This window comes from Pseudoalteromonas sp. 31A1 (assembly GCF_011378815.1).
Classification (GTDB): domain Bacteria; phylum Pseudomonadota; class Gammaproteobacteria; order Enterobacterales; family Alteromonadaceae; genus Pseudoalteromonas; species Pseudoalteromonas arctica.
Map to the genome: position 1 here is coordinate 262026 of NZ_WTKY01000001.1, position 25412 is coordinate 287437.

A 25412-nucleotide genomic window follows, 5' to 3' on the forward strand; every position below is an offset into this window, starting at 1 on the left:
AAATGGATATTACCGAATTATTAGCGTTTAGTGTGCAACACAAAGCATCCGATTTACATTTATCGTCGGGTGTTTCACCTATGATACGCGTAGACGGTGATGTTCGCCGCATTAATATACCAGCCCTTGCAGACAAAGACGTAAACAGTCTGGTTTACGATATTATGAACGATAATCAACGCAAGGACTATGAACAAAATCTCGAAGTGGATTTTTCGTTTGAAGTGCCTAATTTAGCACGTTTTCGTGTGAATGCGTTTAACTCTAATCGCGGGCCTGCTGCGGTATTTCGTACCATACCAAGTGAAGTGTTAACGCTTGATGATTTAGGTGCGCCAGATATTTTTAAAACAATCTCCGATACCCCACGTGGACTCGTGTTAGTGACGGGCCCAACGGGCTCTGGTAAATCGACAACACTTGCCGCTATGGTCGATTATATAAATCAAAATAAACATCACCATATTCTAACAATAGAAGATCCAATCGAGTTTGTTCACGATAATAAATTAAGCCTTATTAATCAACGTGAGGTACATCGCGATACTCATAGCTTTTCAAACGCGCTACGTAGTGCATTGCGTGAAGATCCAGATGTAATATTGGTCGGTGAGTTACGTGATTTAGAAACAATTCGTCTTGCAATGACCGCTGCTGAAACGGGTCACTTAGTGTTTGGCACGTTGCATACAACATCTGCACCAAAAACCATTGACCGTATTATCGATGTATTCCCAGGTGAAGAAAAATCAATGGTACGTTCAATGTTATCTGAATCTTTGCGTGCTGTTATTTCGCAAACACTGCTTAAAAAGATTGGTGGCGGGCGAGTTGCAGCACACGAAATTATGATTGCAGTACCTGCTATTCGTAACTTAATTCGTGAAGACAAAATTGCACAAATGTACTCGTCTATTCAAACCGGTGCGTCTGTGGGCATGCAAACAATGGATCAATGTTTAACTAATTTAGTTAATCACGGCATTGTTACAAATGCGGCAGCGAAAGAAAAAGCACAAGACAAAACACAATTTGGCGGGTAAGAAACTATTATGGCTTTATCTTTAAACGACTTTTTACTCATCATGATTGAGAAAAAAGGTTCTGACTTATTTGTATCGAGTCAGCTACCTGTAAGCGCAAAAATAAACGGTGAGCTAACAGCCCTAAGTGACGATAGGCTTACTGATGAGCAATCGCTTGAGTTAGTAGAATCTGCAATGAGCGAAAAGCAAAAAGCAGAGTTTCATACAACGAAAGAATGTAACTTTGCGATTGCCACCGACGAAGGGCGTTTTCGTATTTCTGCTTTTTGGCAACGCGATAAAGCAGGTATGGTTATTCGTCGCATTGTTACGCAAATACCTGATGTGAGTGAGCTAGGTCTTCCTTCTATTCTTACCGATGTAATTATGTCTAAGCGTGGCCTTGTTTTGTTCGTCGGTGGTACTGGCACGGGTAAATCAACCTCGCTAGCCGCACTTATTGGTTACCGTAACCGACATCAACGTGGTCATATACTGACTATTGAAGATCCGATTGAATTTGTTCATGAGCATCGCAAAAGTATTATTACTCAACGCGAAGTAGGGCTTGATACCGAAAGCTTTGAGTCAGCACTTAAAAGCTCATTACGCCAAGCTCCCGATGTAATTTTGATTGGTGAAATTCGCTCTCAAGAAACTATGGAATACGCACTAAGCTTTGCCGAAACTGGGCACCTGTGTGTTGCAACACTGCATGCTAATAATGCTAACCAAGCGATTGACCGTATTATGCATTTAGTTCCAAAAGAAAAACACGATAAGCTTAAGTACGATTTAGCACTTAACTTACGTGCAATTGTGGCCCAGCAATTAGTACCGACTGCTGATGGTGAAAGCCGTGTTGCAGCTATTGAAATATTGCTTAACTCACCAATGGTTGCTGAACTGATTAAAAACGGTGATATTGGTGGTATTAAAGAGGCAATGGCTAAATCGAAAGAAATGGGCATGCAAACCTTTGACCAAGCATTATTTGAGCTGTATAGACAGCAGCGAATTAATTACGCTGATGCACTGCATCATGCTGATTCGCCAAATGATTTACGTTTAATGATTAAACTGCGCAATAACGAGCAGCAAGGTGCGGGCTTTTTACAAGGCGTTACTATTGATGGCCTTGACGATAAAAATAGCGATCAATAATTTAAAAAGTAATAAATATAAATACTTAATATAAAAAAAGCGCCAATTGGCGCTTTTTATTTATATAACAGGTTATTTATATAATCTGTTTATTCACCGTAACTAGACTCAAAAAAACTTTCTAAAATAATAACCGCAGACATATTATCTACGTTACCTTTGCCTAAGTTTTTATAGCCACCACTTTCAAAAAGTCGCGCTTTAGCATCCGCAGTCGTTAAACGCTCGTCTTGTGTTTGCACTGGAATGCCATAATGATTATGTAATCTGTTGGCAAACTTTTTTGCTTTAAAGGTAACCTCTTGTGACGTTCCATCCATATTTAGTGGTAAGCCAACAACCATTAAGTCAGGCTGCCATTCGGTTACTTGTACAGCAATATGGTCCCAGTTAGGAATGCCATCTTGTGCTTTTACAGCTTTAAGGCTAGACGCGCTGCCTGTTAGCTCTTGCCCAATAGCAATACCAATACTTTTGGTGCCAAAGTCAAAGCCCATTACAGTGCGTTCGCCTTGCGGCTTAAGCGATTTTTTTGTCATGTGTATCTTGTTTAAGTTTGCTAAGGGTTAAATTACTATTATGCGTGACCAGCTTCAGGGCTGAGTTGGCTAATATCAAAGCCCAACATTGAAACTGCTTTTTCCCATCGTTTTTCAACGGGGGTGTCAAAAATGATCTTCGGATCGGCTTCTATGATCAACCAACTGTTATCAAGTAACTCTTGTTCGAGTTGTCCTTGCTCCCATCCTGAATAACCCAATGTAATAATAAATTGTTCAGGTGCTTGTGCGGTAGTTAAGCTTGCTAAAACGTCTTTTGAGGTAGTGATCATAATATCGCTACTGAGTTTTTGGCTTGCTGAATAACCTGATTGGGGAGAGTGCAAAACAAAACCACGGTCAGTTTTAACGGGTCCGCCTGCAAACACACTTACTTTTGCTGCGTTTTGAGTTTTGTCGTTATCAATTTCTATTTTATCTAAAAGTTCGCCAACAGTAACATCAATAGGTTGGTTTATTACCAAGCCCATAGCCCCATCTTCATTGTGCTCACAAATATAGGTAACAGCACGTTTAAAAAAAGGGTCTTGCATCGACGGCATCGCGATTAAAAAATGATTTTCTAATGACTGCATAGATTTCACCCTTTTTAGTTAATGAACTTTGAGTATGGCACATACCTTTGTTTTTAAAACTAAAAAAGCACTTTCATACAGTTTAAAAATTAATAGTTAACAACTATATTAAAATTTATGACACGAAAGTGCTTTTAATAACGATAGGTAGATACTTATTTATCTAGCTTTCTTTCAATGGCATCAAATAAAATACCCGTGATTGAAATATCATAAGCAGCTTCAATTTCGCGTACGCACGTTGGTGCAGTTACGTTAATTTCAGTTAATTTATCGCCAATAATATCTAAACCTACAAATATTAAGCCTTTTTCTTTAAGCGTTGGTGCAACCGCTTGCGCTATTTTTAAATCTGACTCGCTAAGTGGACGCGCTTCGCCTCGACCGCCAACAGCTAAATTACCGCGTGTTTCACCATTTTGTGGAATTCGCGCTAAACAATACGGAATAACCTCACCATCAATAACCAATACGCGCTTGTCGCCTTGTTTGATCTCTGGGATGTAATTTTGCACCATAGCAAAGCGGCTGCCGTGCTCTGTTAGCGTTTCACAAATTACACCAATGTTGGCATCGTCTTCTCTAAGGCGGAAAATAGATGCGCCACCCATGCCATCAAGGGGTTTTAAAATAATGTCTTTATGCTGCGCTAAAAACTCACGAATTTGTTTTTGGCTACGTGTAACAAGTGTGTCTGGCGTATGTTCGCTAAACCATGCTGTAAATAGCTTTTCGTTAGCATCGCGAAGGCTTTGTGGCTTGTTAATTATTAACGTACCTTCTTGTTCTGCACGCTCTAAAATATACGTCGCGTAAATGTATTCGGTATCAAAAGGAGGATCTTTTCGCATTAAAATAACATCAAGGTCGGCAAGGGCTATAGTGGCTTTTTCTTCAAGCTCGTACCATTTTTCTGCATTATTAAACACTTGCGCTTTAGACGCTGTAGCGTACGACTTACCTTTACGAAGAGATAAATCATCCATCTCCATATAATAAATTTCGTAGCCGCGTTCTTGCGCTTGCATCATCATTGCAAAACCGGTGTCTTTTTTGATGTTAAATCCACTAATAGGATCTGAAATAATACCTAACTTAATTGCCATGCGCTGTGCCTTACTATAAATGTTACTGTTTATATGAGGGTGCTTTTAGTTATTTCAATTAGCTAAATCGCCAAATTGAAGTTGTAATGCACTTAAGACCGTTAAAGCGGCTGTTTCCGTTCGTAAAACGCGCGGGCCTAAGCGAATATCCACAAATTCTAGTTGTTTAGTTAGTGCCATTTCATCGTCGGTAAAGCCACCTTCTGGGCCGACTAAAAAGCGTACGCCATCTTTAGGTACCGTAATGGTTTTAATGCTGTGCTCAGCACGAGGATGAAGAGTGAGCTTAATTGCATTGGTTTGTTGTGCAAGCCATTGTTTTAAATCTACAGGAGGATGAATAATTGGCACAAAATTACGCCCAGATTGCTCTGCCGCTGCTATTGCAATTTTTTGCCATTGTTGGTGTTTTTTTTCAAGACGATCGCCCATTAGTTTTACACCACAGCGCTGACTAAAAAGTGGGGTGATTTCGGTAATACCCAGTTCAACCGACTTTTGAATTGTAAAATCCATTTTGTCGCCACGCGAAACACACTGGCCTAAATGAATTTTAAGCGGGGATTCTACATCGTGAGGATTAAGCTCCAATGGCATTACGACGACTGTTTTTTTTGTTACCTCAATTATTTCACTAAGGTATTCGCCGCCTTCGCCATTAAAAATAGATACATGTTCGCCTACTTTCATGCGCAGCACTCTGCCAATATGGCCAGCAGCATCGTCATCTAAAGTTACAGGGGTGTTTAGGGCAATACTCGATGTTTGATAAATATGAGGAACTCGCATAGGGCGTCACTTACTACTTAGCGTAAAAATATATAATGCTATGGTAAGTAAGCTGGCAGCTGTGCGCAATTATTTATTTTTATTAAGTTGCTCGGCGAGATCTATTAAATCTTGTGGTGTGTGCGCTATATCGTGATGATTTTGCGACGGTTCGGTTAATGTTTCGTCAGTAACCCGACTTAGTGTATAGCTTGTATCATCAAGGTTTATTAAAAAGCGATCTTCATGTAACGAGTTATAAATAAAGCGCTGTTTATCACTTGCGAGTAAGTAGTCGGCATTATTAAAAAGTACACCATTTAAATTATGATGCTCTTTTAGATAGTTAATTAATTCAGAAACGCTTATTTCGTTTTCAAGGTCGCAATAACTATAGTCTTTAATAAGTTCGTCAAACATCATTTTTACTAACTGGCGGGTATTACTGCCTGCTGCAATAAGCGTACTCGCTTTTGTTTTACCATTATTATTTACATAGTATTCGGCAAATGCTCGGCTAAATTCGTTGTCTATGTCAATTAACAAGTAATTCGTTATTTCAAGTGGCATAGAGCTAGGACCTTGTTGCATTTAAGTAATTACCATTATTACTTAAATGCAGACTTTTAATGGCTGTATTTTAGTAAAAAGGTCTAAAGAGAAAACATGCTAATAAGTAAATAACCTATAGCACAAAAAACAGCAAACTCTATACATGCTACCCCAATATTATCTTGATGGTCTATTTCAAGAGCCGTATCAATATTTGGTAAAGAGATAACTTTTATCACATACGTTAAGCTGTAAAGCAGTATCCACATTACACCGCAATGCATAACGAGTGTAAATATGTTTTCTACCATTTTACCGTTTTGAAATGCAGCACTAGATAAACCAGCGTACACAGCCAGTGCCAAACCAATTGATTTACCTGCGTACCTTATTCCAATAGACGTATTTTCTAGATTGAAGTTACTTTGCAGTGAAGCACCTTGATTTGCTTTTGCAAAACGGTGCTCTCGTATTTTACTATCAAGTGCAAACATTCCCTGAAGTGTAAAAAAGCTAACGCAAGCAATAAGTAAGTTACTAAACCCTTGGGTATGTGTCCACGTGTATAAACCAAGTGCAATAATACAGTTGGCGATTAACATGCCGGAATCTACCAGTGCAGCACATACATTTTGCTTTAATATGGCGGCTTCTTCATTAAACCTGTGGAGTATCCATTTTCTATGAATTAAATGGCCCACTTTTATAAAAGTGAATAAAAGAATAATAATAATTAACACTTTTAATGGATTGGATTGCGCGGTGCTAATGCTTATTTCATCAAACAAAAAGGCCATAGTGGCTATGACAACTGATATTTCAGATGCGAAGCTAATACCCATGGCAAAGTTATCGTGTTGCGCTAGTTCATCTTTAAGCGCTTGTTTTGCTTTGATTTGAGTGACAACTCGTAAACTAAAAATAGTTATACAAATAACCGCAAAACTAATGGCAATCGCAATAAAACTAGTGTTAGATAAAGACAAATATGACATGGTGATCCTAATTAAGTTAACCTTTCTAGGTTTTAGTCATTCTAGTACGGTTATTGATGATATAAAAGAGAGGATTGATGAGTACCGTAAAGCAACTTCCTATTCAATTACAAAAACTTGGCTTAGAGCGCTTCGAACAATTATATCCACAGCAAAGTAATGAAAGCGAAGTTATACGATTACTCGCCTTGAGCGACTTTGCTTGGCGTTGTTTGGAATCACAACCTGATTTAAAGACTTGGCTATTATGCAAAGACGAAATACAAAATAGAGTAATAGATTCTCCTTTTAAAAACCTTAATTTAGCTGACATTGATGAAGTGCAGTGCCATAAAGTACTTCGCCAATATCGTGAAAAGTACTGGCTTAAAGTCGCCTTTTTAGATTTATGCTGTAATAACCCCATTGCCGATAGCATTAATTACATAAGCCAACTGGCTGATATGCTAATTAATAGTGCTAACCAATGGGCGCATGCACAGGTGGCTAAAGTAAATGGTGAGCCGCTTGATGAGCAAAACCAAGCAATGCCATTAATGGTTTTAGGGATGGGGAAGCTCGGTGGACAAGAGCTAAATTACTCCTCTGATATTGATCTCATTTTTGCATATCCGCGCAGTACAAAAACCCAAGGTGGCCGCAGAAGCCTTGAGGCCCAAGTATTTTATACCAAAGTTGCACAAAAGCTCATTGCATCACTTAACCAAGCCACCGGTGACGGACAAGTATTTAGAGTTGATATGCGCTTGCGCCCGTTTGGCGAAAGTGGTCCTTTGGTTATGAGTTTTAACGCTATTGAAGATTACTACCAAGAGCAAGGTCGCGATTGGGAGCGCTACGCAATGTTAAAAGGGCGCTTAATTGGCACGCCTAATAAATATTGGGATGAATTTATTAAGCTTTTAAAGCCGTTTGTTTATCGCCGGTATATTGATTTTTCGGTGATTGAATCTTTGCGTAAAATGAAGTTAATGATTGCACAAGAGGTTCGCCGTAAACGCTTAACTAATAATATAAAATTAGGCGCTGGTGGTATTCGTGAAGTTGAATTTATAGTGCAAGCCCTACAAATGGTACGAGGTGGGCGAGAGGCTAATTTACAAACTCAATCATTACTTAAAGCATTAAATGAGCTGGCACTTAACCAAGTTATAGATGAGCAAGAAGCGAGCGAGCTTAAACGCAATTACCTTTATTTGCGAAAAGTTGAACAGTACTTACAAATATTTGACGATCAGCAGACGCAAACACTCCCCGATGATGAATTGAACCAGCAGCGCTTAAACTTATTATTAGAACAAGCTGATTTTTCTGCCACTTTAATCACTATTGAAAAGGTAATGAAGCAAGTTAACGGCGAGTTTGCACTCGTTATTGGTGAAGAAACCGCGCCACTAGATACCTGTGAAGGTGCATTTATTAGTGCTTGGGATCATGGTGATGTGAGCTTTCTAAAAGAGGCTAGAGATGAATGGCAAACACCCCTTAACGATTTTAAATTAAGGCTGTCTAAGGTCAACATAGGTAACCGAGGGCGTGAAACCCTTGATAAATTAATGCCTGTTTTATTGAGCCAGTTAAATGACTTTAATGCCAGCGCAGCTGCTTTTACAATGGTTTGCCAAATTTTTAATAAGATAATTTCACGTACTGCTTATTTAGAATTACTGTACGAAAACCAAGGTGCATTAAAGCAACTCGTTTTACTGTGTTGTCATAGCAAATGGATAGGCGAGCACATTTCTCGCTACCCTATATTGCTAGATGAGCTAATAGACCCGGCTGTTCTTTATAAACCGACACCATTAACCGCTTATAAAGATGAAATAAGACAGTATTTTTTACGAATAGAGCATGACGATTTAGAACTGCAAATGGAGTCGCTTAGGCAATTTAAGCAAACGCATCAATTACGAATTGCTGCTGCCGATGCAACCGGTGTTCTTGATGTAATGAAAGTAAGCGATCACTTAACTGTACTGGCTGAGGCGATAGTTGACCAAGCTGTTAATATTGCATGGCATAATACTGTTAAGCGTTTTGGCATGCCCCCTGGCACTGATGACGAAAACAAAGGCTTTGCTGTTATTGCATATGGTAAAACAGGTGGCTTAGAAGTAGGGTACGACTCAGATTTAGACTTAGTATTTGTACACAATCATGATGGCTCAAGCCAAACAAATGGTGAAAAACCGATAGATTCTCGGCAGTTTTATTTAAAACTCGCTCAGCGCTTAATGCATTTATTTAATACTCGTACTGCATCGGGTATTTTGTATGAGCTTGATACGCGATTACGCCCTGAAGGTGCATCAGGTTTACTTGCTATCAATTTAGAGAGCTTTAATCACTATCAGCAAACTCAAGCATGGACGTGGGAACATCAAGCACTTGTGCGGGCTCGGTTAATTTTGGGCCAAGACGATCTTATAGAGCGTTTTTCACAAATTCGTAAAAGTATTCTTTGCCAACAGCGCGATGATACCGTGTTAAAAGCCGATGTAATAAAAATGCGCGAAAAAATGCGCGACCATCTAGCGAAAGGAAATACTGAACAATTTGATTTAAAACAAGATATTGGCGGTATGGCTGATATTGAGTTTATTACGCAATATTTAGTACTTAAACACGCGAATGAGTTTGAGCAGCTTACCGTTTATTCAGATAACGTAAGAATATTAACGGATGCAGCAAATATAGGCTGTATTACTAAAGAGCAAAAACAGCAGTTGATCAAAGCGTATATTGATTATCGCTCGTGTTATCACGTGCTGAGCTTGGATCAAAAAGGCAAATTGATCTCGCGAGAAGCTTTTTTACAAGATATTACTAACGTAACGAATATTTGGAATAGTATTTTTGAATTGAATTGAATTGAATTGAATTGAATTGAATTGTAAAACCCAAGCGCTTGCTTGGGTTTTTTGTACGTGTAAACCCTTAAACCTTTAGCTTTAAACAGTTTGTTCGCACAAATTCTGATGGTAACTCTGTAATAACCGCTGCTCTTTGTTTGTGGCAAAAGTAAGTGTAAACCTCATGCTCAAAGTCGTCATTTATAGCACGACCAATTTGATAAAGTGCTGAAGTAAAGTTGCTGTCTACTCTAAAATGATCTTTAACTACGTAGTCTTTACTTAAATACCAGTAAAGCTCAATACCTTCATTTTTAGCATATTGATAGAGTACGTCTTTAAGTGTTGTGCCATTTTCAAAGCGCCTAGGTTCAACTTCTCCAGTCCAAGTGGTCGGCATTGGATCAACTGTTCGCGCACGTTCCGCTAATACTCTATCCAAGGTTTGTTCTGGTGTTTTAAGTTTTAAAACAAATTGATCTCGTTCTTTATTACTTTTTACTTGGTTACGAATAGAGGAGTAAAAACGTGATAATCCTTCGGCAGCTGCATTTTTAGATTTTTTAATATCAAATAAAGAACCATCACTCAACAAAAAGTATACGGCGAGTGCTATTAGTACAGCTGCAAATGATAAATGCCTAATCCAAAACCACATGATTATTACCCACCTTATTTGTTCCTATTATTGTTATACCATTACTTTTTATAAAAAGAAGGGGCATTTTTATCAGGTCGAGTTTTAAAACGACGGTGTAGCCACATATATTGTTCGGGTGCGGCATTAACAGATTGTTCCATGCGTTGATTTACACGTGTTACATCAGCCTTATTATCACCACTGGGGAAGTTTTCAAGCTCTGGCAGTATTTCTAAGTGATATTTACCATTTTCATCACGGCGAGTTATTAAACTCATTGTTTCGCAGTTTTTACTGCCTGCAAACATAAGAGTACCCGTTGTAGTTGCAGCGTCAGGTACTGCGTAAAATGGGACAAATTCACAGCGGTTACGACCGTAATCTTGATCGGGTAAGTAATAACATACCTTTTTATTTTTTAATGCTTTTAGTAAACCTTTTACATCTTTTCGACCGATTAAATATTCGTTAGAGCGAAGGCGCCCATTAGTCGTAAAGTATTCCATTAGTGGGTTGTTATGAGGGCGATAAAAGCCAACACCCTGACACTCTAAGCCCATAATACGGCTAGCCATTTCAAGATGCAGAATATGAGGTACAAGCAATAAAACACCTTTACCAGACGCTTGTACGCGTTCAAAGTGCTCAAGCCCTTTAAAAGACCCTAATGCTTTTTGTGCTCGCCACTGCGGCCACCACCAGGCCATGCCAGTCTCAACCATTGCAATACCGGTGTTTTCCATATTTTTGAGCACAAGGTCTTTTTGATCTGCTTCGCTCATATCAGGAAAACACAGCTTAATATTTACTTCTGCAATATGGCGACGGCGCTTCATAAATTTATGAACTAAGCGGCCAAGTTGTTTACCCATTGCCAATTGTAGTTTTTGCGGTAACCAAGAAATTAAATATAAAAATAGAACGCCAATCCACGTTAACCAGTATCGAGGGCCCAAAAAAGTTGCTTTAAAAGGAGATGAGGTGACCACAAAAATATCTCTGAGAATAAAAACGATAGTTTAACGCTAAGCGCTGTAAAATACAAAAAGCCAGCATTTAGCTGGCTTCCAATGTGTTCATACTGCACGAGTAATGAAAATTAAGCGGCTTTTAAACCTTGGTTTATAGCAACTAAATCTGCACTTGTTAATGTACCCGCAGCTTGTTTTAGGCGAAGGGTAGATAACACATAACGGTAACGTACATCAGCAAGGTTACGCTTTGCATCGTACAAATTTTGCGTACTTACTAGTACGTCAACAATGGTACGAGTACCTACTTCAAAACCAGCTTCAGTTGCTTTAAGGGCACTTTGAGCTGAAACAACCGCTTGCTCTAGCGCTTTGTAAGTAGCAATGTCTGAAACAACTTGATTATAAGATGTAATCACTGTGCGAGTTACTGCGCGGTAATTTGTTTCATAGTCTTGGCTCGCACCTACGTAAAACGCACGGGCCTGATTTGTTGCAGCAACTGTTGCACCACCTGAATATAAAGGTACGCTAAAGTTAAGCCCTACAGAGCTTGAGTCTGAACGTGGTTGATCATCAAAATTAACGCCATTTCTTTGAGTGTCTGTAAGAGAATCACCATAATTTGCACTTAGTGTTAGCTTTGGATAATGACCCGCTTTTGCTAATTCAATTTGATCTTTTGCAATATCAACCGTTACTTTAGACACTTGCAGGTTGATATTTTTATCTTCAGCTACTTTAACAAAGTCGCTTGAGCGCTTAGTTGGTTTAGTTGTTGAGAAAGTATCTGTATTTAAAAAGTCTAATTTTTCGTGGTACTTACCAGTAATCTCACGAAGTTGCTCGCGTGCTGTTTCTACAGCATTACCAGCAATAATTTCTTGAGCTACAGAGTTATCAAACTGGGCTTGCGCTTCATGTACGTCTGTAATGGCTGTTAAGCCTACCGCATAACGTTGTTTGGTTTGCTCAAGTTGACGTTCAATGGCACGTTTTTCAGCTTCAACAAATTCAAGGTTATCACTGGCACTTAATACGTTAAAATAACCTTCAGCAACGCGTACAATTAAGTTTTGTTTAGCTGCATCATATAGCCCACTTGCTTGTAGAGCTTGCTTATCGGCAATATCTAACGTATTCCATGCACCTAAATCAAACAATGTTTGGCTTAAACTTACACCACGAGAGAATTGGTCTGTGTCACTTTCAACTTTTACTAGGTTAGATAAGTCGCCAACGCTTTCGTACGACGTTGAGTCACTTTTTGTATAACCCATAGTTAAACCAATTTGTGGTAATAGTGCACTCATTGCCAAATCGCTTTGATAAGACTGCGCATCGGCTTGGGCTTTTGCTTTTAAAACAGTAGGATCGTTAGCTGTCGCTATTTCAAAAACTTGTAGTAAATCTTCAGCTTTCACTGCTGTTGCACCTAATGCGCATGATAAACTAACTAGCGCCGCAAGAATGTTCTTTTTCATGTGGGGTTCGGTCCTTAGACAATTTTTGTACTAAAAGCATGTTAACCTGTTTTACTGCATAACAAAAAAAATAATTAGTAAAACAGTATGTTCAAGTGTAACAGAATATATTAACGCATTTTAAAGCTTTAGATAAGTAGGAGGTAGCTACGTGGTTGATAAAAAACTCGTTCAATTTACACATAAAGATGTGAATTTAAAGCCAACAAAAAACCTTTATAAAGGTTTTTTTCAGGTTGATTTATACCAATTTGAACATGCTCTTTTTGCGGGTGGAAAATCTAAAGTAATTAGCCGAGAAATATTAGAACGTGGCGATGCAATTGCAGTACTCCCTTACGATCCAATATCAGATACTGTTCTTTTAATTGAGCAAATACGTATTGGCGCTATTAAAAGCAAGCATTCGCCTTGGCTGCTAGAGTGTATAGCCGGAATGACAGACGGCAGCACTGATTACGAATCAGTTGTAAAAAAAGAAGCGTATGAAGAAGCTGGGCTTGAATTAACTGAACTTGAATTTATGCTTTCATACCTATCAAGCCCTGGTGGCACAACTGAGCGCTTACATTTATATTTAGCTCGTACTGACTTAAGCCAAGTGAAATCAGGTGTATATGGTCTTGAAACTGAAGGCGAGGATATAAAAACTCACATTCTATCAGTTGATGATGCGCTAATGCGTCTCAATAACGGTGAAATGGATAATGCGGCAACGGTTATTTGTATGCAGTGGCTTGCGCTTAATCGTGAAAAAATGGCAAGTAAATGGGCATAAACTCTTACTAATATTATGGTGGTACTTTGACAGCACAATTAGCAACAAAGCGATATATTCAGAGCCTCCCAAAGTATTTAACACTTTGTGAGCATAACTATGTGCGACTATTAAAGTTGTTACCGAGCGAGCGCAATATAGGAAGCATTCGTGAAGTTAAACTTGGCAACAGTGAGTTTGCTACAAAAATTGATGGCAGCGCAAAATACACCATGGATATTTCAATTAAGCAGCTAACAGGAATGGTTAAAGGGATTACGCCACTGTATTTAACGGTACGCATGTATCACGATGCCAAAGTGGCTGAAATTGTTCATCACGATTACCATCAACGCATAAAACCATCTTATGGATACCCTAACCCTAAAATGCATCAAAAAGATGAAAAGTATCAACTTAATGCTTTTTTATACGACTGGTTAGTGGCCTGTGTAGAGCACGGACAAGCGACGTTGAATTGGGATGTAAATAATGGCTTGGTTTGATGATACATATACATTTGATAAATCATCTTTGTGCATTGCTCATATTACTGACAGTCATTTATTTGCAGACAAATGCGGTGAGTACTTTAATGTAAATACCGCAGATCATTTTGAACAAGCCTTGGCACACATAGCTAAGCAATCAATAGACTGTATTATTTTTGGTGGCGATTTAACACAAGATCATAGTTTTGAATCGTACTTATTATTTAGTGAACTTATAAATGCCAGTGACATTACTTGTCCTGTATTTTGGGTGCCAGGTAATCATGATGAACTAGCAATGCTTAATCGCATAAGTGGTGGGCAAATAAATTCGGCTAAACATATTATTGCTAATGGGATTGAGCTACTTCTTATTAATTCTAAAGGGCCCACGCCCGCAGGATGGGTTACTGGCACGCATTTAGATGAAGTAACGGACGCTTTAGTCAACTCGAATAATAGTAAAGTTATATTTTGTCATCATAATCCGCTGCCAATAAACGGCTACCTTGATAAACACTTATTAGAAAATGGCCCACAGCTTTTAAATATCTTAGTTAATAGTAATAATGTATCTGCGCTTTTTCATGGGCATGTGCACAATGATTACGAACAAAGCTTTAGAGGGCTGCCCATATATGCGACCCCGGCCAGCTCAATACAGTTTGTAAAGCACACTTTAGAGTGGGAGCAAAAAAATGCGGGACCAGCTTACAGAACGCTAAATATAAAGAGTAAAAAAGATAAAGTAGAAGTAAAAACGGAAGTAGTATGGCTAAACGCGTAATTTATATTCATGGCTTTAATAGTTCACAAAAATCATATAAAGCTGTGCGCTTTGGTGAGCTTATGGCAAACTATGACGTTGATTATTGTGTACCGAACTTAAACCACGAGCCCCTACAAGCTATAATTGAGCTTGAACAATTACTAACGCCAAATACCGTTTTATTAGGTAGCTCGTTAGGTGGTTTTTTTGCCACGTATTTATCGCAGCGTTATCAAATTCCTGCAGTGGTTATTAATCCCGCGGTCGCACCCTATAATTTATTACAGTCGTTACTTGGACCTAATTATAATCCGTATCAAGATTATCATTACGATTTAAATAACAGTCATATTGAGGCACTTAAATTACTCGCTGTAGATAAATTAGCATACCCTGAGTTACTGTACTTATTACAGCAAACAGGCGATGAAGTGTTGAACTTTCAACACGCAGTAAAATATTATTCGCAATGCAAGCAATTGATAGAATTTGGTGGCGATCATAGCTACGTTGAATTTGAACGCACCTTTGCAAGTATTGTAGATTTTCTTAAAATCACGTAAAACTAGTTAGCCTGAACTGAGGTTAGTTACTATATTAACGCTTTAGCGCATATAACAATAAAACTAGTAAAACGTATTAGAGCCTTAGCGGATATAAAGACAAAAACTATGAGTGATCAAAATTATAACGCCGAAGCCATTGAAGTACTTAATGGATTAGATCCGGTAAAACGACGCCCAGGGATGTACACAGATACAACACGTCCTAATCATTTAGGCCAAGAGGTTATCGATAACAGTGTCGATGAAGCTATGGCGGGTCATGCTACTCGTATCGACGTCATACTCCACGAAGACAATTCGCTTGAAGTAAGTGATGACGGGCGTGGTATGCCTATTGATATTCACCCAGAAGAAGGTATCCCTGGGGTTGAATTGATCTTCACCAAATTACACGCCGGTGGTAAGTTTTCTAATAAAAACTATCAATTTTCGGGTGGTTTGCACGGTGTAGGTATTTCGGTAGTAAATGCGTTATCTACGCGTGTAGAAGTAACAGTAAGACGCGATGCTCAGCAATTTAGAATGGCATTTGAAAGCGGCGATAAAGTAGAAGACTTAAACGTAATTGGTACAGTGGGTAAGCGTAACACCGGTACTACGGTTCGTTTTTGGGCTGATGTTAGCTACTTTGATTCACCAAACTACTCAATTACCAAGCTTAATCATTTATTAAAAGCCAAAGCAGTTTTGTGCCCAGGACTGCGAATTAAGTTTGTTAATAAGCAAACAAAAGAAACCCAAGAATGGTTTTATGAAACAGGCTTAAAAGACTATTTAGTTGAAGCAATTAAAGGTTTTGAAACATTACCGCAAGACCCGTTTGTTGGCGAATTTAAAAGTTCAATTGAAGGCGCTGACTGGGCTGTTGTATGGCTACCAGAAGGTGGTGAATCAATAGCTGAAAGCTACGTAAACCTTATTCCTACCGCGCAAGGTGGTACGCATGTAAATGGTTTACGCCAAGGTTTGCTTGAAGCAATGCGTGAATTTTGTGAGTTTAGAAACTTACTCCCTCGTGGTGTGAAATTAACTCCTGATGACATTTGGGATCGTTGTAGTTACGTGTTATCGGTTAAAATGCAAGACCCTCAATTTGCCGGTCAAACAAAAGAAAAACTATCATCACGCTCGTGTTCTGCGTTTGTATCGGGGGTTGTAAAAGACTCGTTTAGTTTATGGTTAAATGAACATACAGATACCGCAGAGTTATTAGCTGAGTTATGTATTTCAAATGCGCAAACTCGCTTGCGTGCAGCTAAAAAAGTAGTGCGTAAGCGTGTTACTGCAGGTCCTGCCTTACCGGGTAAACTTACCGATTGTAGCGCGGCCGATAACGACCGTACCGAATTGTTTTTAGTGGAAGGTGATTCTGCTGGTGGCTCTGCTAAACAAGCAAGAGACCGTGAGTTTCAGGCTATCATGCCGCTACGTGGTAAAATTTTGAATACCTGGGAAGTTGAGTCAGGCCAAATACTAGCATCACAAGAAGTACACGATATTTCAGTGGCGCTGGGTATTGACCCCGAGTCAACCGATATGTCGGCATTACGCTACAATAAAATTTGTATATTGGCCGATGCTGACTCGGATGGACTACACATCGCAACACTATTATGTGCATTGTTTGTTCGCCATTTTCCAGAGTTAGTAAAAACAGGGCATGTGTATGTAGCAATGCCGCCATTATTTAGAATCGATATTGGTAAAGAAGTTTATTACGCACTTGATGAGCAAGAAAAAACCGCTATTTTGGCGCGCATAGAAGCCGAGAAAAAACGCGGAAAAGTAAACGTACAACGATTCAAAGGTCTGGGTGAAATGAACCCGTTACAACTGCGTGAAACCACGATGGATCCAAATACACGACGTTTAGTGCAGCTTACGCTTGATGAAGAAGTAGAAACCATGGAAATGATGGATATGCTGCTTGCTAAGAAACGATCGCCTGATCGTCGTCAATGGTTAGAAGATCATGGTAACAAGGCACTCGTTTAATTACCTGTGCTTAACACTAGGAGAGGCGAATGAAAAAACTACTAGGAAGTTTGCTGTTACTTGGGCTGACTACCGCTCCTGTAATGGCGAAAAATATACTCGATAAGCTCACCGTAGCACCGGGATTTGAAATAAGCTTATTTGCAAATGATGTAGAAAATGCACGTCAAATAGCCGTTTCAAAAAAAGGTATTGTGTATGTTGGCTCTCGTAAAGCGGGCAACGTATATGCGCTTATTGATCATAATAGCGATGGCGTAGCAGATAAAAAAATTGTTGTGGCTAAAGGCCTAAACATGCCCTCTGGCATAGCAATTAAAGATGGCGATTTATACGTAGGTGAAGTGCATCGTATTATTCGCTTTAAAAATATTGATACCCAATTAAAAGATCCAAAATTTGATGTGGTTTATGACGCATTACCGAGCGAGCGTCATCATGGTTGGAAATTTTTACGTTTTGCACCAACGGGCGAGCTAATCATTCCGGTGGGTGTACCGTGTAATATTTGTGCTGAGGATGAACGTTTTGGTCGTATTTTTGCGCTTAATGTAGAAACAAAACAAATAAAAACAATAGCCAAGGGCGTTAGAAACACCGTCGGTTTTGATTTTCATCCAGCTACTCAAGCTTTATGGTTTAGTGATAACGGTCGCGACATGATGGGCGATGATATTCCGCCTGATGAGTTAAACCGTGCAACGCAAGAAGGTGAGCATTTTGGTTTTCCGTATGTTCATGCCGGTGCAATTATTGACCCTGAGTTTGGTGAAGGTAAAAATATTGCCGATTACACGTCGCCAGCTCTTGCACTTGCTGCGCATGTAGCGCCACTGGGTATTCATTTTTATAACGGTAAGCAATTTCCAGCAAGCTATAAGCAACAATTATTTGTTGCTGAACATGGCTCATGGAACCGTTCTAAAAAGTCAGGTTATAAAATAGGGCTAGCAACAATTGAAGTAGGTCGCGTAACTAAATATACGCCATTTATTACTGGCTTTATGAAAGACGAAACAACATTTGGACGCCCTGTTGCATTTGCAGAATTAGGTGACGGCAGTCTGTTAGTAAGCGATGATTACGCCAATGTAATCTACCGTGTAAGCTATAAGAAAAACTAGGTAAGCTTTAATGAGTGATACAGATACCTTGCTAATGCAAGGAATTGAGCAACAAACAATGGGGCGTTTTACCGAAGACGCCTATTTAAATTATTCCATGTACGTGATCATGGACCGCGCCTTACCGCATGTAGGTGATGGTTTAAAACCAGTACAGCGTCGTATTATTTATGCGATGAGCGAGCTGGGTTTGTCGGCTAACGCTAAGTACAAAAAATCAGCCCGTACAGTGGGTGACGTGCTTGGTAAGTACCATCCACACGGCGACAGTGCATGTTACGAAGCGATGGTATTAATGGCGCAGCCGTTTTCTTACCGCTACCCTTTGGTAGATGGACAAGGAAACTGGGGTGCGGCAGATGACCCTAAATCGTTTGCAGCAATGCGTTATACCGAAGCGCGTTTATCTAAGTTTTCAGAAGTACTATTAAAAGAGCTTGGCCAAGGCACCGTAGATTGGACACCAAACTTTGATGGTACAATGGATGAGCCTGTTGTACTGCCTTCCCGTTTACCGCATATTTTACTAAACGGTATAACGGGTATTGCCGTAGGTATGGCAACCGATATTCCGCCACATAACGTACGTGAAGTGGCTAGTGCATGTTGTTTATTACTTGATAAACCAAAAACAGAGCTTGAAGAATTACTTGAGCTTGTACATGCACCAGATTACCCAACAGATGCTGAAATAATTACTCCAAAAGCCGATATTCATAAAATATATAAAACCGGTCGTGGGTCTATCAAAATGCGTGCGGTTTATACCGAAGAGCATGGCGATATTGTTATTACATCGCTGCCGCATCAATGTTCTGGTGGTAAAGTACTTGAGCAAATTGCAGCGCAAATGAACGCTAAAAAATTACCAATGATTGCCGATTTACGTGACGAGTCAGATCACGAAAATCCAACACGCATTGTAATTATTCCGCGCTCAAACCGCATTAAAGCTGAGCCATTAATGGCGCATTTATTTGCAACCACCGATCTTGAAAAAAATTACCGCGTAAACTTAAACATGCTAGGCCTAGATGGCCGCCCGCAAGTTAAAGACTTACGCTGTATTTTAAGTGAGTGGCTAATATTTAGACGCGAAACAGTGCGTCGTCGTTTGCAGTATCGTTTAGATAAAGTATTAGCACGTCTACATATTTTAGAGGGTTTGCTAGCCGCCTTTTTAAATATTGATGAAGTAATTGAAATCATCCGCAGCGAAGATAAACCAAAGCCTGTATTAATGGAGCGCTTTGATTTAACTGATACGCAAGCAGAAGCAATTTTAGAATTAAAACTTCGTCATTTAGCAAAACTTGAAGAGTTTAAAATTCGTGGTGAGCAAGACGAACTAGCCAAAGAACGTGATAAATTAGCGCAAATTTTGGGCTCAGAACGTCGTATGTCGACACTGCTTAAAAAAGAAATTCAAGAAGCCGCTGAAATGTACGGTGACGATCGTCGCTCGCCAGTGATTGAGCGCTCAGAAGCGAAAGCACTTAACGAAAAAGATTTAATTCCATCAGAGTCAGTTACTGTTGTGCTATCAGACAAAGGCTGGGCACGCGTTGGTAAAGGTCATGACTTAGATGTACAAGGCTTAAATTATCGCTCAGGTGACGGCTTTAGAGCCTCTGCTCGTGGTAAGAGTAATCAACCTGCGGTATTTTTAGATTCAGCGGGGCGGGCGTTTGCAACCGATGCGCACAGTCTACCTTCGGCTCGAAGCCAGGGGGAGCCAATGACAGGTCGTTTTAACTTAACACCAGGCGCTAATTTTGAGCACGTGGTAATGAGTGAAGACGAGCAAGTATTGCTTATGGCGTCAGATGCAGGTTACGGCTTTATTACCGACTTTAAAGACTTAGTTAGTAAAAATAAAAACGGTAAAGCGCTGGTAAGTGTCCCTAAAGGTGGAATATTACTTTCTCCTATTAGAGTGAACGATGTTGCTAGCGATTACTGTATGGCTATTTCTAACGAAGGTCGAATGCTTTTATTCCCGCTGCGAGACTTACCAAAATTAGGTAAGGGTAAGGGTAATAAAATCATTTCTATACCGGGTGCTAAAGTACAAGCCCGTGAAGAGTTTGTAAAAGTGCTTGCTGTTGTACCACTAGGAAGCAGTGTTACGCTTCATGCAGGCAAACGTAAACTAACACTCAAACCAAGCGATTTAGAGCATTATCATGGTGAACGAGGGCGTAGGGGTAATAAACTACCGCGTGGCTTACAGCGTGTTGACGAAGCCGTTGTTGAGCTAACTCCTCAAGATGATGAACCAATGGACGTTATTAGCGAAGAGTAGCCAATTACTTTTTTGTATAAATAAAAGCGGTCTGCATTTGCAGGCCGTTTTTGTTTTAAAATAAAGAGCTTAAATATTTCAGCGTACACTTGTGCGCTATTGACTCGTTTGTGTCACAAAATAACGCTATAATAATTATAATTCATTTTTGGAGAAGCCCATTTGCTAGCTGTTATACGCGTTTTTATTATGCTGCTGTTTATATTATTCAGTTGTATTTTTGGTTTATTACTTTCGATTGTAAGACCATTTCACCCTAATAATGTACATATTATAGCGGGTTGGTTTGGCTCAATGGCTAAAATGGTTGGCGTTAAGCTAGTTCTAACACGTCATAAAGATGCCGTTGATCCAGGTCCTGCAGTTTATGTTGCTAATCATCAAAATAGCTACGACTTATTTACAGTGCCAGCAATGGTGCCAAAAAACTGCGTAAGTTTGGGTAAAAAGAGCTTAAAGTGGATCCCATTTTTTGGTCAGCTTTATTGGTTGTCGGGTAATATATTAATAGACAGATCGAATCGCTCTAAAGCGGCAGGAACTATCTCAAAAGCAGCCGAAAAAATTAAAAATAATGGCTTATCTGTATGGATGTTTCCAGAAGGCACACGAAGCTATGGAAGAGGGTTACTACCATTCAAAACGGGTGCATTTCACACCGCAATGAGCGCAGATGTACCCATAATTCCGGTATGTATGAATACAACACATAAAACCATTAAGCTAAATCGTTGGGATAATGGTACAATTCACATCGAAATGTTAGCGCCTATACCGCTTGATAAAGAAATTAGCGCGCGTGAGCATGCTAAAAGCGTGCATAGCATTATGGCTGCTAAAATAACTGAATTAGATGCTCAAGTGAGAGAAAAATAATGGAAAACTGGCGTGAAATAAGTGAAGACATCGTAAGTTCACTACTTGAAGATGGGTCAGACCCTGAAATACTTTATGAAGTAGAGCACCACTTTGTGTGTGAAGACTTTCCTAAGTTAGAGCAAGCTGCACTTGCTGCTTTTAAATTGGGTTACGATGTTGAAGAACCAGCAGAGCTTGAGCTTGAAGACGGTAACAAAATTTGGAGCTTTGACATTGTAGTTGAAGCTGAGCTAGACGTAGACGTTATTATGGAAGACGTTGATAAGCTAGCGCAACTAGCCGTTGAGTGCGAAGTTGAGTACGATGGTTGGGGTACTTACTTTCAAGAGTAATTAGCTGACTGTTATAAAAAAGGCGATCATTGCAAAGTGCTCGTCTTTTTTAATGCCTGTAAAAGCGTGCTACCAAACATGCGCTTCCCCTCGGTTTTTTTCTAGGGACGATTACTTTTTGTTGCCTAAATGGATGTGGTAAGGGGCGTGAACAGGACGCGGAAGCTTTGCTCGGTTTTTACTTATTTTCACATGGAAGTAAGCCAGTAGCGTAACACAGGAGTAGTTACCGAGCCCGCTAGGTTACAAACCCCGCGCCGCGATTTAACCGCCCCCTAGATTAAACTAATTTCAATCCGCAAAGGACAACATGCCGAGTTCTGCTAAAACTTTTAATTCGAACTAAATTGAATCAACCTTCTAGGTGTTTTCAATAATTTATTTAAAACTTATTGGTATGTTTTGTATAAATATTATTAATAAATTATCTATATAAAATAAAATATCCACCTTCACTGAGCTCAAACACCTCTTAAATTTTCTAAGCTACCCTTCACTAATATAATAATACTTTCATCTTTAAATTCTTATTTCAAATGCATTTCGTTCTGCCATTATTAAATTTTATTTTATATAAACAGTCTAAATTAATTGGTTAACCAGTGGTATTCTAGTTAACTAAACTGAACGTAAGCTTTACTGCATAAAATAAAATGAAAACCAATTTTGTTATTACAGGAAATACGATTTTTGAATTTTTAATAAATTACCAATTAAAGTTTTATTTAATGCTTTTTCATTATTTTATATTTTGTTCCTTATCTGGGTTTTGTTGTTTTTTGACGGCGATTTATTTTAAGTCTATGTTTTAATTTGTTTTTATTCGATGTTGATTTAATGAATCTAAATAAAATCAATACTTATTACCTATTAAATAAATTGTTGCAAATTTATTACAAGCAATATAACTTGTGTCTCAGCCCAGCTGGCAATAATCATTGGTAATGTTTATTTGTAAACCAGGAGCGGTTTTTTTTACATTTAACTTATTACCAATTACACATAAAAACACAAGTTAAAACCTGTTTGCAGGCGGTGATCTAGGCTCAAGTGAAATACTCATTTATAGCCATGTAGTAAGATTTTTTCATGTACAGGTTTGGAGAAATAAAGATAATGATTAACCAAAAATCCCTATTTATGCTTGCAGCAATGACTGCAAGCTCAAGTTTTGTACAAGCGGCAACTGTTAATAATGCTGGATTTGAAGATGGTTGGAATAACTGGAATGAAACAGAACCAGCGGCTATTTCAGGTAGTGCTTACAAGGGCTCTAAATCATTAAAAATTCAAGGTAGTCCAGGGCGTGTTTACCAGAATGTAGATGTAGATCGAAATACTCAGTACACGTTAAGTGCGTACGTACTTGGCAAGGGACAAATCGGCATTAACGATCTTAATGGTTTGTTTAAAAGTGAGAAATTTAACGTTTCTTCGTGGACAAAAGTATCTAAAACTTTCACCACAGCTAATACAGGTTCGCTACAAGTATTTGCTAAGCATGATAAGAGCTCAAGCGATGTTCGTTTTGATGACTTTTCGTTAACTAAGGGTAGTTCTTCTGGCGGCGGAGACACAGGTGGTGGTGATACTGGCGGTGGCGACACTGGTGGTGGCTCAGGTATAGCAAGCAACATCACCAACGGTAGTATTTTTGACCTTGAAGGTAACGATCCTCATCCATTAGTAAATAGCGACACTTTAGAGTTTGTTCCTCTAGAAGCGCGTCATATCACTCCAAACGGGAATGGCTGGCGTCATGAATATAAAGTAAAAGAAAGTGCACGTGTTGCAATGACCGAAACCTATGAGGTTTTTGAGGCAACTGTAAAAGTTGAAATGTCAGATGGTGGTAAAACGATTATTTCTCAGCACCACGCTAGCGATACGGGTACGATTTCAAAAGTATATGTTTCAGATACTGATGAATCAGGTTTTGATGATAGCATAGCAGGTAACGGGATTTTTGACGTTTATGTTCGCCTGCGTAACACCAGTGGTAAAGAAGAAAAACATGCACTAGGTACTATCAGAAGTGGTGGTTCATTCAATCTAAAAGTAGTTAATAATTACGGTGATGTAGATGTGACTGCATTAGGTACTACCTTTGGTATTCCGGTAGAAGATGATTCAGAATCTTACTTTAAGTTTGGTAATTATTTACAATCACAAGACCCATATACACTAGATGAGTGTGGCGAGTCAGGAAACTCAGATTCATTTAAAGAGTGCTTTGAAGATTTAGGAATTACAAAAGCTAAAGTAACAATGACTGACGTTAGTTATACGCGTAAAACTAACTAATTATTTAGTAGTTTAGAAAGCCACTCAGTTTAAAACTGAGTGGCTTTTTTAATGCTTTTTTAATGCTTTTTTAATGCTTTTTAAATGTATAAACTAAATTTATAACCATTTTTTATTTTTAAAATACACACCAATACCACCAGTAAGTACAATCAAAAATATAACAAACGCACTAAATGCATAGGGGCTCTCGGTACCCGGAATACCTCCTACGTTTACGCCTAACAGGCCGGTTAAAAAGCCTAAAGGTAAAAACAATGCAGCTACAACCGACATTACATACATACGCTGATTTAATTGCTCAGACACTTGGTTAGTGATTGTTTGCTGAATGATTTGCGCACGTTCAATAGAGCTATCAAGCTCCTCTAAATAACGAATAAGTAAGTTTGTTGTTTCGTTTAATTTTGCTTTATCGTCATCTAACAGCCACGGGTAGTGATTATTTACCATTGAGCTAAGGGCTTCTTTTTGCGGTTTTAAATAACGCTTTAAGGCAATTGTTTGACGGCGCAACTGTGATAAACCTTGGTTATCAAACTTTTTACTTGGTTCATCTATTTCTTCTTCAAACTCGTCGAGTGTTTCATCTAGTGAGTCAATAACGCTTTGCATGCGGGAAGTTAGTTTTTGTGTAATAGAGCATACTAGCTCAGAAATATTGCATGGGCCTTTATTTTCATTTAAACAGGCGAGCGTATCTTGCACCGATAATAAACGACGTTTGCGGGTAGTAATAAGAATGTCTTCGCTAATAAATAAACGAATTGAAACCATGTCTTCAGGGCTTTGTGCTGGATTTAAATTTACACCACGTAAAAATAACATATGTCCGTTAGTCGTTGATGTAATTCGCGGGCGTGTTTCATCAGCAATTAAGGACTCTAATTCGTAATCGTTTAAATGAGGCTGTGCCTTGAGCCACTCAACAGCCTCGCTTTGGCTATAGTCCATGTGCACCCAAAGTTTTCCGTGGCTTGGTTGCCAGCTATTTAGCTCATTAGTGCTTTCAATAGGGCGAGCGCCGCCTTGTCCATCAAGTACAAGTGCATGTAGTAAACCATTAATCATAATTATTTCTCATAATAGTGTATTTTTAATACCGTTAACTATAGTGTATCTACTTAAGTATTTTAAACTTACCTTTATTTTTAATAAGTTAAGCTTAAATAGCAAAATATATGCAGAGCCTTTG

General features: G+C 39.0%; 23 protein-coding genes. 13 read left to right on the forward strand and 10 right to left on the reverse strand.

The window, feature by feature from the left end:
* Positions 1-2 precede the first annotated feature (2 nt).
* Positions 3-1043: a type IV pilus twitching motility protein PilT gene (locus GQR52_RS01220; protein WP_007585408.1), complete on the forward strand. Its 1041-nt coding sequence runs from the start codon at positions 3-5 to the stop codon at positions 1041-1043.
* Between the two features lie 9 nt (positions 1044-1052).
* Positions 1053-2189 carry a PilT/PilU family type 4a pilus ATPase gene (locus GQR52_RS01225; protein WP_010553294.1) on the forward strand — a complete coding sequence of 379 codons (1137 nt, stop codon included), beginning with the start codon at positions 1053-1055 and terminating at the stop codon, positions 2187-2189.
* A gap of 89 nt (positions 2190-2278) precedes the next feature.
* On the opposite strand, the gene ruvX is transcribed toward GQR52_RS01225, so the two are convergent.
* The 6 genes from ruvX to GQR52_RS01255 all read right to left on the reverse strand — a co-directional run bounded on the left by ruvX (position 2279) and on the right by GQR52_RS01255 (position 6745).
* Positions 2279-2728: a Holliday junction resolvase RuvX gene (ruvX, locus tag GQR52_RS01230; protein WP_008170791.1), complete on the reverse strand. Its 450-nt coding sequence runs from the start codon at positions 2726-2728 to the stop codon at positions 2279-2281.
* A 38-nt stretch (positions 2729-2766) separates the two neighbouring features.
* On the reverse strand, positions 2767-3324 hold the full coding sequence (locus GQR52_RS01235; protein WP_007585401.1) for a YqgE/AlgH family protein: 558 nt from the start codon (positions 3322-3324) through the stop codon (positions 2767-2769).
* A 155-nt stretch (positions 3325-3479) separates the two neighbouring features.
* A complete protein-coding gene (gene gshB / locus GQR52_RS01240; RefSeq protein WP_165727191.1) occupies positions 3480-4430 on the reverse strand; it encodes a glutathione synthase in 951 nt (316 codons plus the stop codon).
* A 54-nt stretch (positions 4431-4484) separates the two neighbouring features.
* The gene (gene rsmE, locus GQR52_RS01245; protein ID WP_165727192.1) at positions 4485-5219 is read right to left on the reverse strand and encodes a 16S rRNA (uracil(1498)-N(3))-methyltransferase; all 735 of its coding nucleotides are present in this window, start codon (positions 5217-5219) and stop codon (positions 4485-4487) included.
* A 69-nt stretch (positions 5220-5288) separates the two neighbouring features.
* Complete coding sequence (locus tag GQR52_RS01250; RefSeq protein WP_165727193.1) at positions 5289-5789, reverse strand: hypothetical protein; 501 nt, start codon at positions 5787-5789, stop codon at positions 5289-5291.
* 62 nt (positions 5790-5851) lie between these two features.
* Positions 5852-6745, reverse strand: a complete 894-nt coding sequence (locus tag GQR52_RS01255; protein WP_165727194.1) for a hypothetical protein — start codon at positions 6743-6745, stop codon at positions 5852-5854.
* Between the two features lie 77 nt (positions 6746-6822).
* On the opposite strand from GQR52_RS01255, the gene glnE reads away from it, so the two are divergent.
* Positions 6823-9618: a bifunctional [glutamate--ammonia ligase]-adenylyl-L-tyrosine phosphorylase/[glutamate--ammonia-ligase] adenylyltransferase gene (gene glnE / locus GQR52_RS01260; protein ID WP_165727195.1), complete on the forward strand. Its 2796-nt coding sequence runs from the start codon at positions 6823-6825 to the stop codon at positions 9616-9618.
* A 67-nt stretch (positions 9619-9685) separates the two neighbouring features.
* Here glnE and GQR52_RS01265 read toward each other — a convergent pair whose 3' ends face one another.
* The 3 genes from GQR52_RS01265 to tolC all read right to left on the reverse strand — a co-directional run bounded on the left by GQR52_RS01265 (position 9686) and on the right by tolC (position 12695).
* The gene (locus tag GQR52_RS01265; RefSeq protein WP_101163672.1) at positions 9686-10258 is read right to left on the reverse strand and encodes a toxin co-regulated pilus biosynthesis Q family protein; all 573 of its coding nucleotides are present in this window, start codon (positions 10256-10258) and stop codon (positions 9686-9688) included.
* Between the two features lie 41 nt (positions 10259-10299).
* Positions 10300-11229, reverse strand: a complete 930-nt coding sequence (lpxL, locus tag GQR52_RS01270; protein WP_165727196.1) for an LpxL/LpxP family Kdo(2)-lipid IV(A) lauroyl/palmitoleoyl acyltransferase — start codon at positions 11227-11229, stop codon at positions 10300-10302.
* Between the two features lie 110 nt (positions 11230-11339).
* Positions 11340-12695: an outer membrane channel protein TolC gene (gene tolC / locus GQR52_RS01275; RefSeq protein WP_165727197.1), complete on the reverse strand. Its 1356-nt coding sequence runs from the start codon at positions 12693-12695 to the stop codon at positions 11340-11342.
* A 151-nt stretch (positions 12696-12846) separates the two neighbouring features.
* Here tolC and GQR52_RS01280 point away from each other — a divergent pair, with 151 nt between their 5' ends.
* The 10 genes from GQR52_RS01280 to GQR52_RS01325 all read left to right on the forward strand — a co-directional run bounded on the left by GQR52_RS01280 (position 12847) and on the right by GQR52_RS01325 (position 24217).
* Positions 12847-13473 (forward strand): NUDIX domain-containing protein, encoded by a 627-nt coding sequence (locus tag GQR52_RS01280; protein ID WP_165725184.1) that lies wholly within the window; start codon positions 12847-12849, stop codon positions 13471-13473.
* A gap of 26 nt (positions 13474-13499) precedes the next feature.
* Positions 13500-13958 (forward strand): DUF1249 domain-containing protein, encoded by a 459-nt coding sequence (locus tag GQR52_RS01285; protein ID WP_007585381.1) that lies wholly within the window; start codon positions 13500-13502, stop codon positions 13956-13958.
* Positions 13945-14730 carry a metallophosphoesterase gene (locus GQR52_RS01290; RefSeq protein WP_165727198.1) on the forward strand — a complete coding sequence of 262 codons (786 nt, stop codon included), beginning with the start codon at positions 13945-13947 and terminating at the stop codon, positions 14728-14730. Before GQR52_RS01285 ends, GQR52_RS01290 begins: the two co-directional genes overlap by 14 nt.
* On the forward strand, positions 14715-15275 hold the full coding sequence (locus tag GQR52_RS01295) for a YqiA/YcfP family alpha/beta fold hydrolase (RefSeq protein ID WP_007585377.1): 561 nt from the start codon (positions 14715-14717) through the stop codon (positions 15273-15275). The genes GQR52_RS01290 and GQR52_RS01295 overlap by 16 nt, the downstream gene beginning before the upstream one ends.
* 108 nt (positions 15276-15383) lie before the next feature.
* Positions 15384-17273, forward strand: a complete 1890-nt coding sequence (parE, locus tag GQR52_RS01300) for a DNA topoisomerase IV subunit B (protein WP_010553287.1) — start codon at positions 15384-15386, stop codon at positions 17271-17273.
* Between the two features lie 29 nt (positions 17274-17302).
* A complete protein-coding gene (locus GQR52_RS01305) occupies positions 17303-18397 on the forward strand; it encodes a PQQ-dependent sugar dehydrogenase (protein WP_165727199.1) in 1095 nt (364 codons plus the stop codon).
* Positions 18398-18407: 10 nt separating this feature from the next.
* Positions 18408-20702, forward strand: coding sequence for a DNA topoisomerase IV subunit A (parC, locus tag GQR52_RS01310; protein ID WP_165727200.1), 2295 nt, complete (start codon positions 18408-18410; stop codon positions 20700-20702).
* A 162-nt stretch (positions 20703-20864) separates the two neighbouring features.
* The gene (locus tag GQR52_RS01315; RefSeq protein ID WP_024590693.1) at positions 20865-21578 is read left to right on the forward strand and encodes a 1-acylglycerol-3-phosphate O-acyltransferase; all 714 of its coding nucleotides are present in this window, start codon (positions 20865-20867) and stop codon (positions 21576-21578) included.
* Complete coding sequence (gene rraB, locus GQR52_RS01320; protein ID WP_007585369.1) at positions 21578-21913, forward strand: ribonuclease E inhibitor RraB; 336 nt, start codon at positions 21578-21580, stop codon at positions 21911-21913. Before GQR52_RS01315 ends, rraB begins: the two co-directional genes overlap by 1 nt.
* Positions 21914-23029: 1116 nt before the next feature.
* Complete coding sequence (locus GQR52_RS01325) at positions 23030-24217, forward strand: polysaccharide lyase family 7 protein (RefSeq protein ID WP_165727201.1); 1188 nt, start codon at positions 23030-23032, stop codon at positions 24215-24217.
* A gap of 99 nt (positions 24218-24316) precedes the next feature.
* Here the strand turns inward: GQR52_RS01325 and GQR52_RS01330 are convergent, their stop codons facing one another.
* Positions 24317-25288: a zinc transporter ZntB gene (locus tag GQR52_RS01330; protein WP_101162841.1), complete on the reverse strand. Its 972-nt coding sequence runs from the start codon at positions 25286-25288 to the stop codon at positions 24317-24319.
* Between the last annotated feature and the right edge of the window lie 124 nt (positions 25289-25412).

Bases quoted from the DNA above. Each gene is read 5' to 3' on its own strand.
- GQR52_RS01330 (WP_101162841.1), bottom strand. From the start codon at position 25,288: ATGATTAATGGTTTACTACATGCACTTGTACTTGATGGACAAGGCGGC.
- GQR52_RS01325 (WP_165727201.1), top strand. From the start codon at position 23,030: ATGATTAACCAAAAATCCCTATTTATGCTTGCAGCAATGACTGCAAGC.
- ruvX (WP_008170791.1), bottom strand. From the start codon at position 2,728: ATGACAAAAAAATCGCTTAAGCCGCAAGGCGAACGCACTGTAATGGGC.
- rsmE (WP_165727192.1), bottom strand. From the start codon at position 5,219: ATGCGAGTTCCTCATATTTATCAAACATCGAGTATTGCCCTAAACACC.
- GQR52_RS01295 (WP_007585377.1), top strand. From the start codon at position 14,715: ATGGCTAAACGCGTAATTTATATTCATGGCTTTAATAGTTCACAAAAA.
- parC (WP_165727200.1), top strand. From the start codon at position 18,408: ATGAGTGATACAGATACCTTGCTAATGCAAGGAATTGAGCAACAAACA.
- GQR52_RS01290 (WP_165727198.1), top strand. From the start codon at position 13,945: ATGGCTTGGTTTGATGATACATATACATTTGATAAATCATCTTTGTGC.
- GQR52_RS01265 (WP_101163672.1), bottom strand. From the start codon at position 10,258: ATGTGGTTTTGGATTAGGCATTTATCATTTGCAGCTGTACTAATAGCA.
- GQR52_RS01220 (WP_007585408.1), top strand. From the start codon at position 3: ATGGATATTACCGAATTATTAGCGTTTAGTGTGCAACACAAAGCATCC.
- GQR52_RS01235 (WP_007585401.1), bottom strand. From the start codon at position 3,324: ATGCAGTCATTAGAAAATCATTTTTTAATCGCGATGCCGTCGATGCAA.
- tolC (WP_165727197.1), bottom strand. From the start codon at position 12,695: ATGAAAAAGAACATTCTTGCGGCGCTAGTTAGTTTATCATGCGCATTA.
- GQR52_RS01250 (WP_165727193.1), bottom strand. From the start codon at position 5,789: ATGCAACAAGGTCCTAGCTCTATGCCACTTGAAATAACGAATTACTTG.
- rraB (WP_007585369.1), top strand. From the start codon at position 21,578: ATGGAAAACTGGCGTGAAATAAGTGAAGACATCGTAAGTTCACTACTT.
- GQR52_RS01255 (WP_165727194.1), bottom strand. From the start codon at position 6,745: ATGTCATATTTGTCTTTATCTAACACTAGTTTTATTGCGATTGCCATT.
- GQR52_RS01225 (WP_010553294.1), top strand. From the start codon at position 1,053: ATGGCTTTATCTTTAAACGACTTTTTACTCATCATGATTGAGAAAAAA.
- parE (WP_010553287.1), top strand. From the start codon at position 15,384: ATGAGTGATCAAAATTATAACGCCGAAGCCATTGAAGTACTTAATGGA.
- glnE (WP_165727195.1), top strand. From the start codon at position 6,823: ATGAGTACCGTAAAGCAACTTCCTATTCAATTACAAAAACTTGGCTTA.
- GQR52_RS01305 (WP_165727199.1), top strand. From the start codon at position 17,303: ATGAAAAAACTACTAGGAAGTTTGCTGTTACTTGGGCTGACTACCGCT.
- gshB (WP_165727191.1), bottom strand. From the start codon at position 4,430: ATGGCAATTAAGTTAGGTATTATTTCAGATCCTATTAGTGGATTTAAC.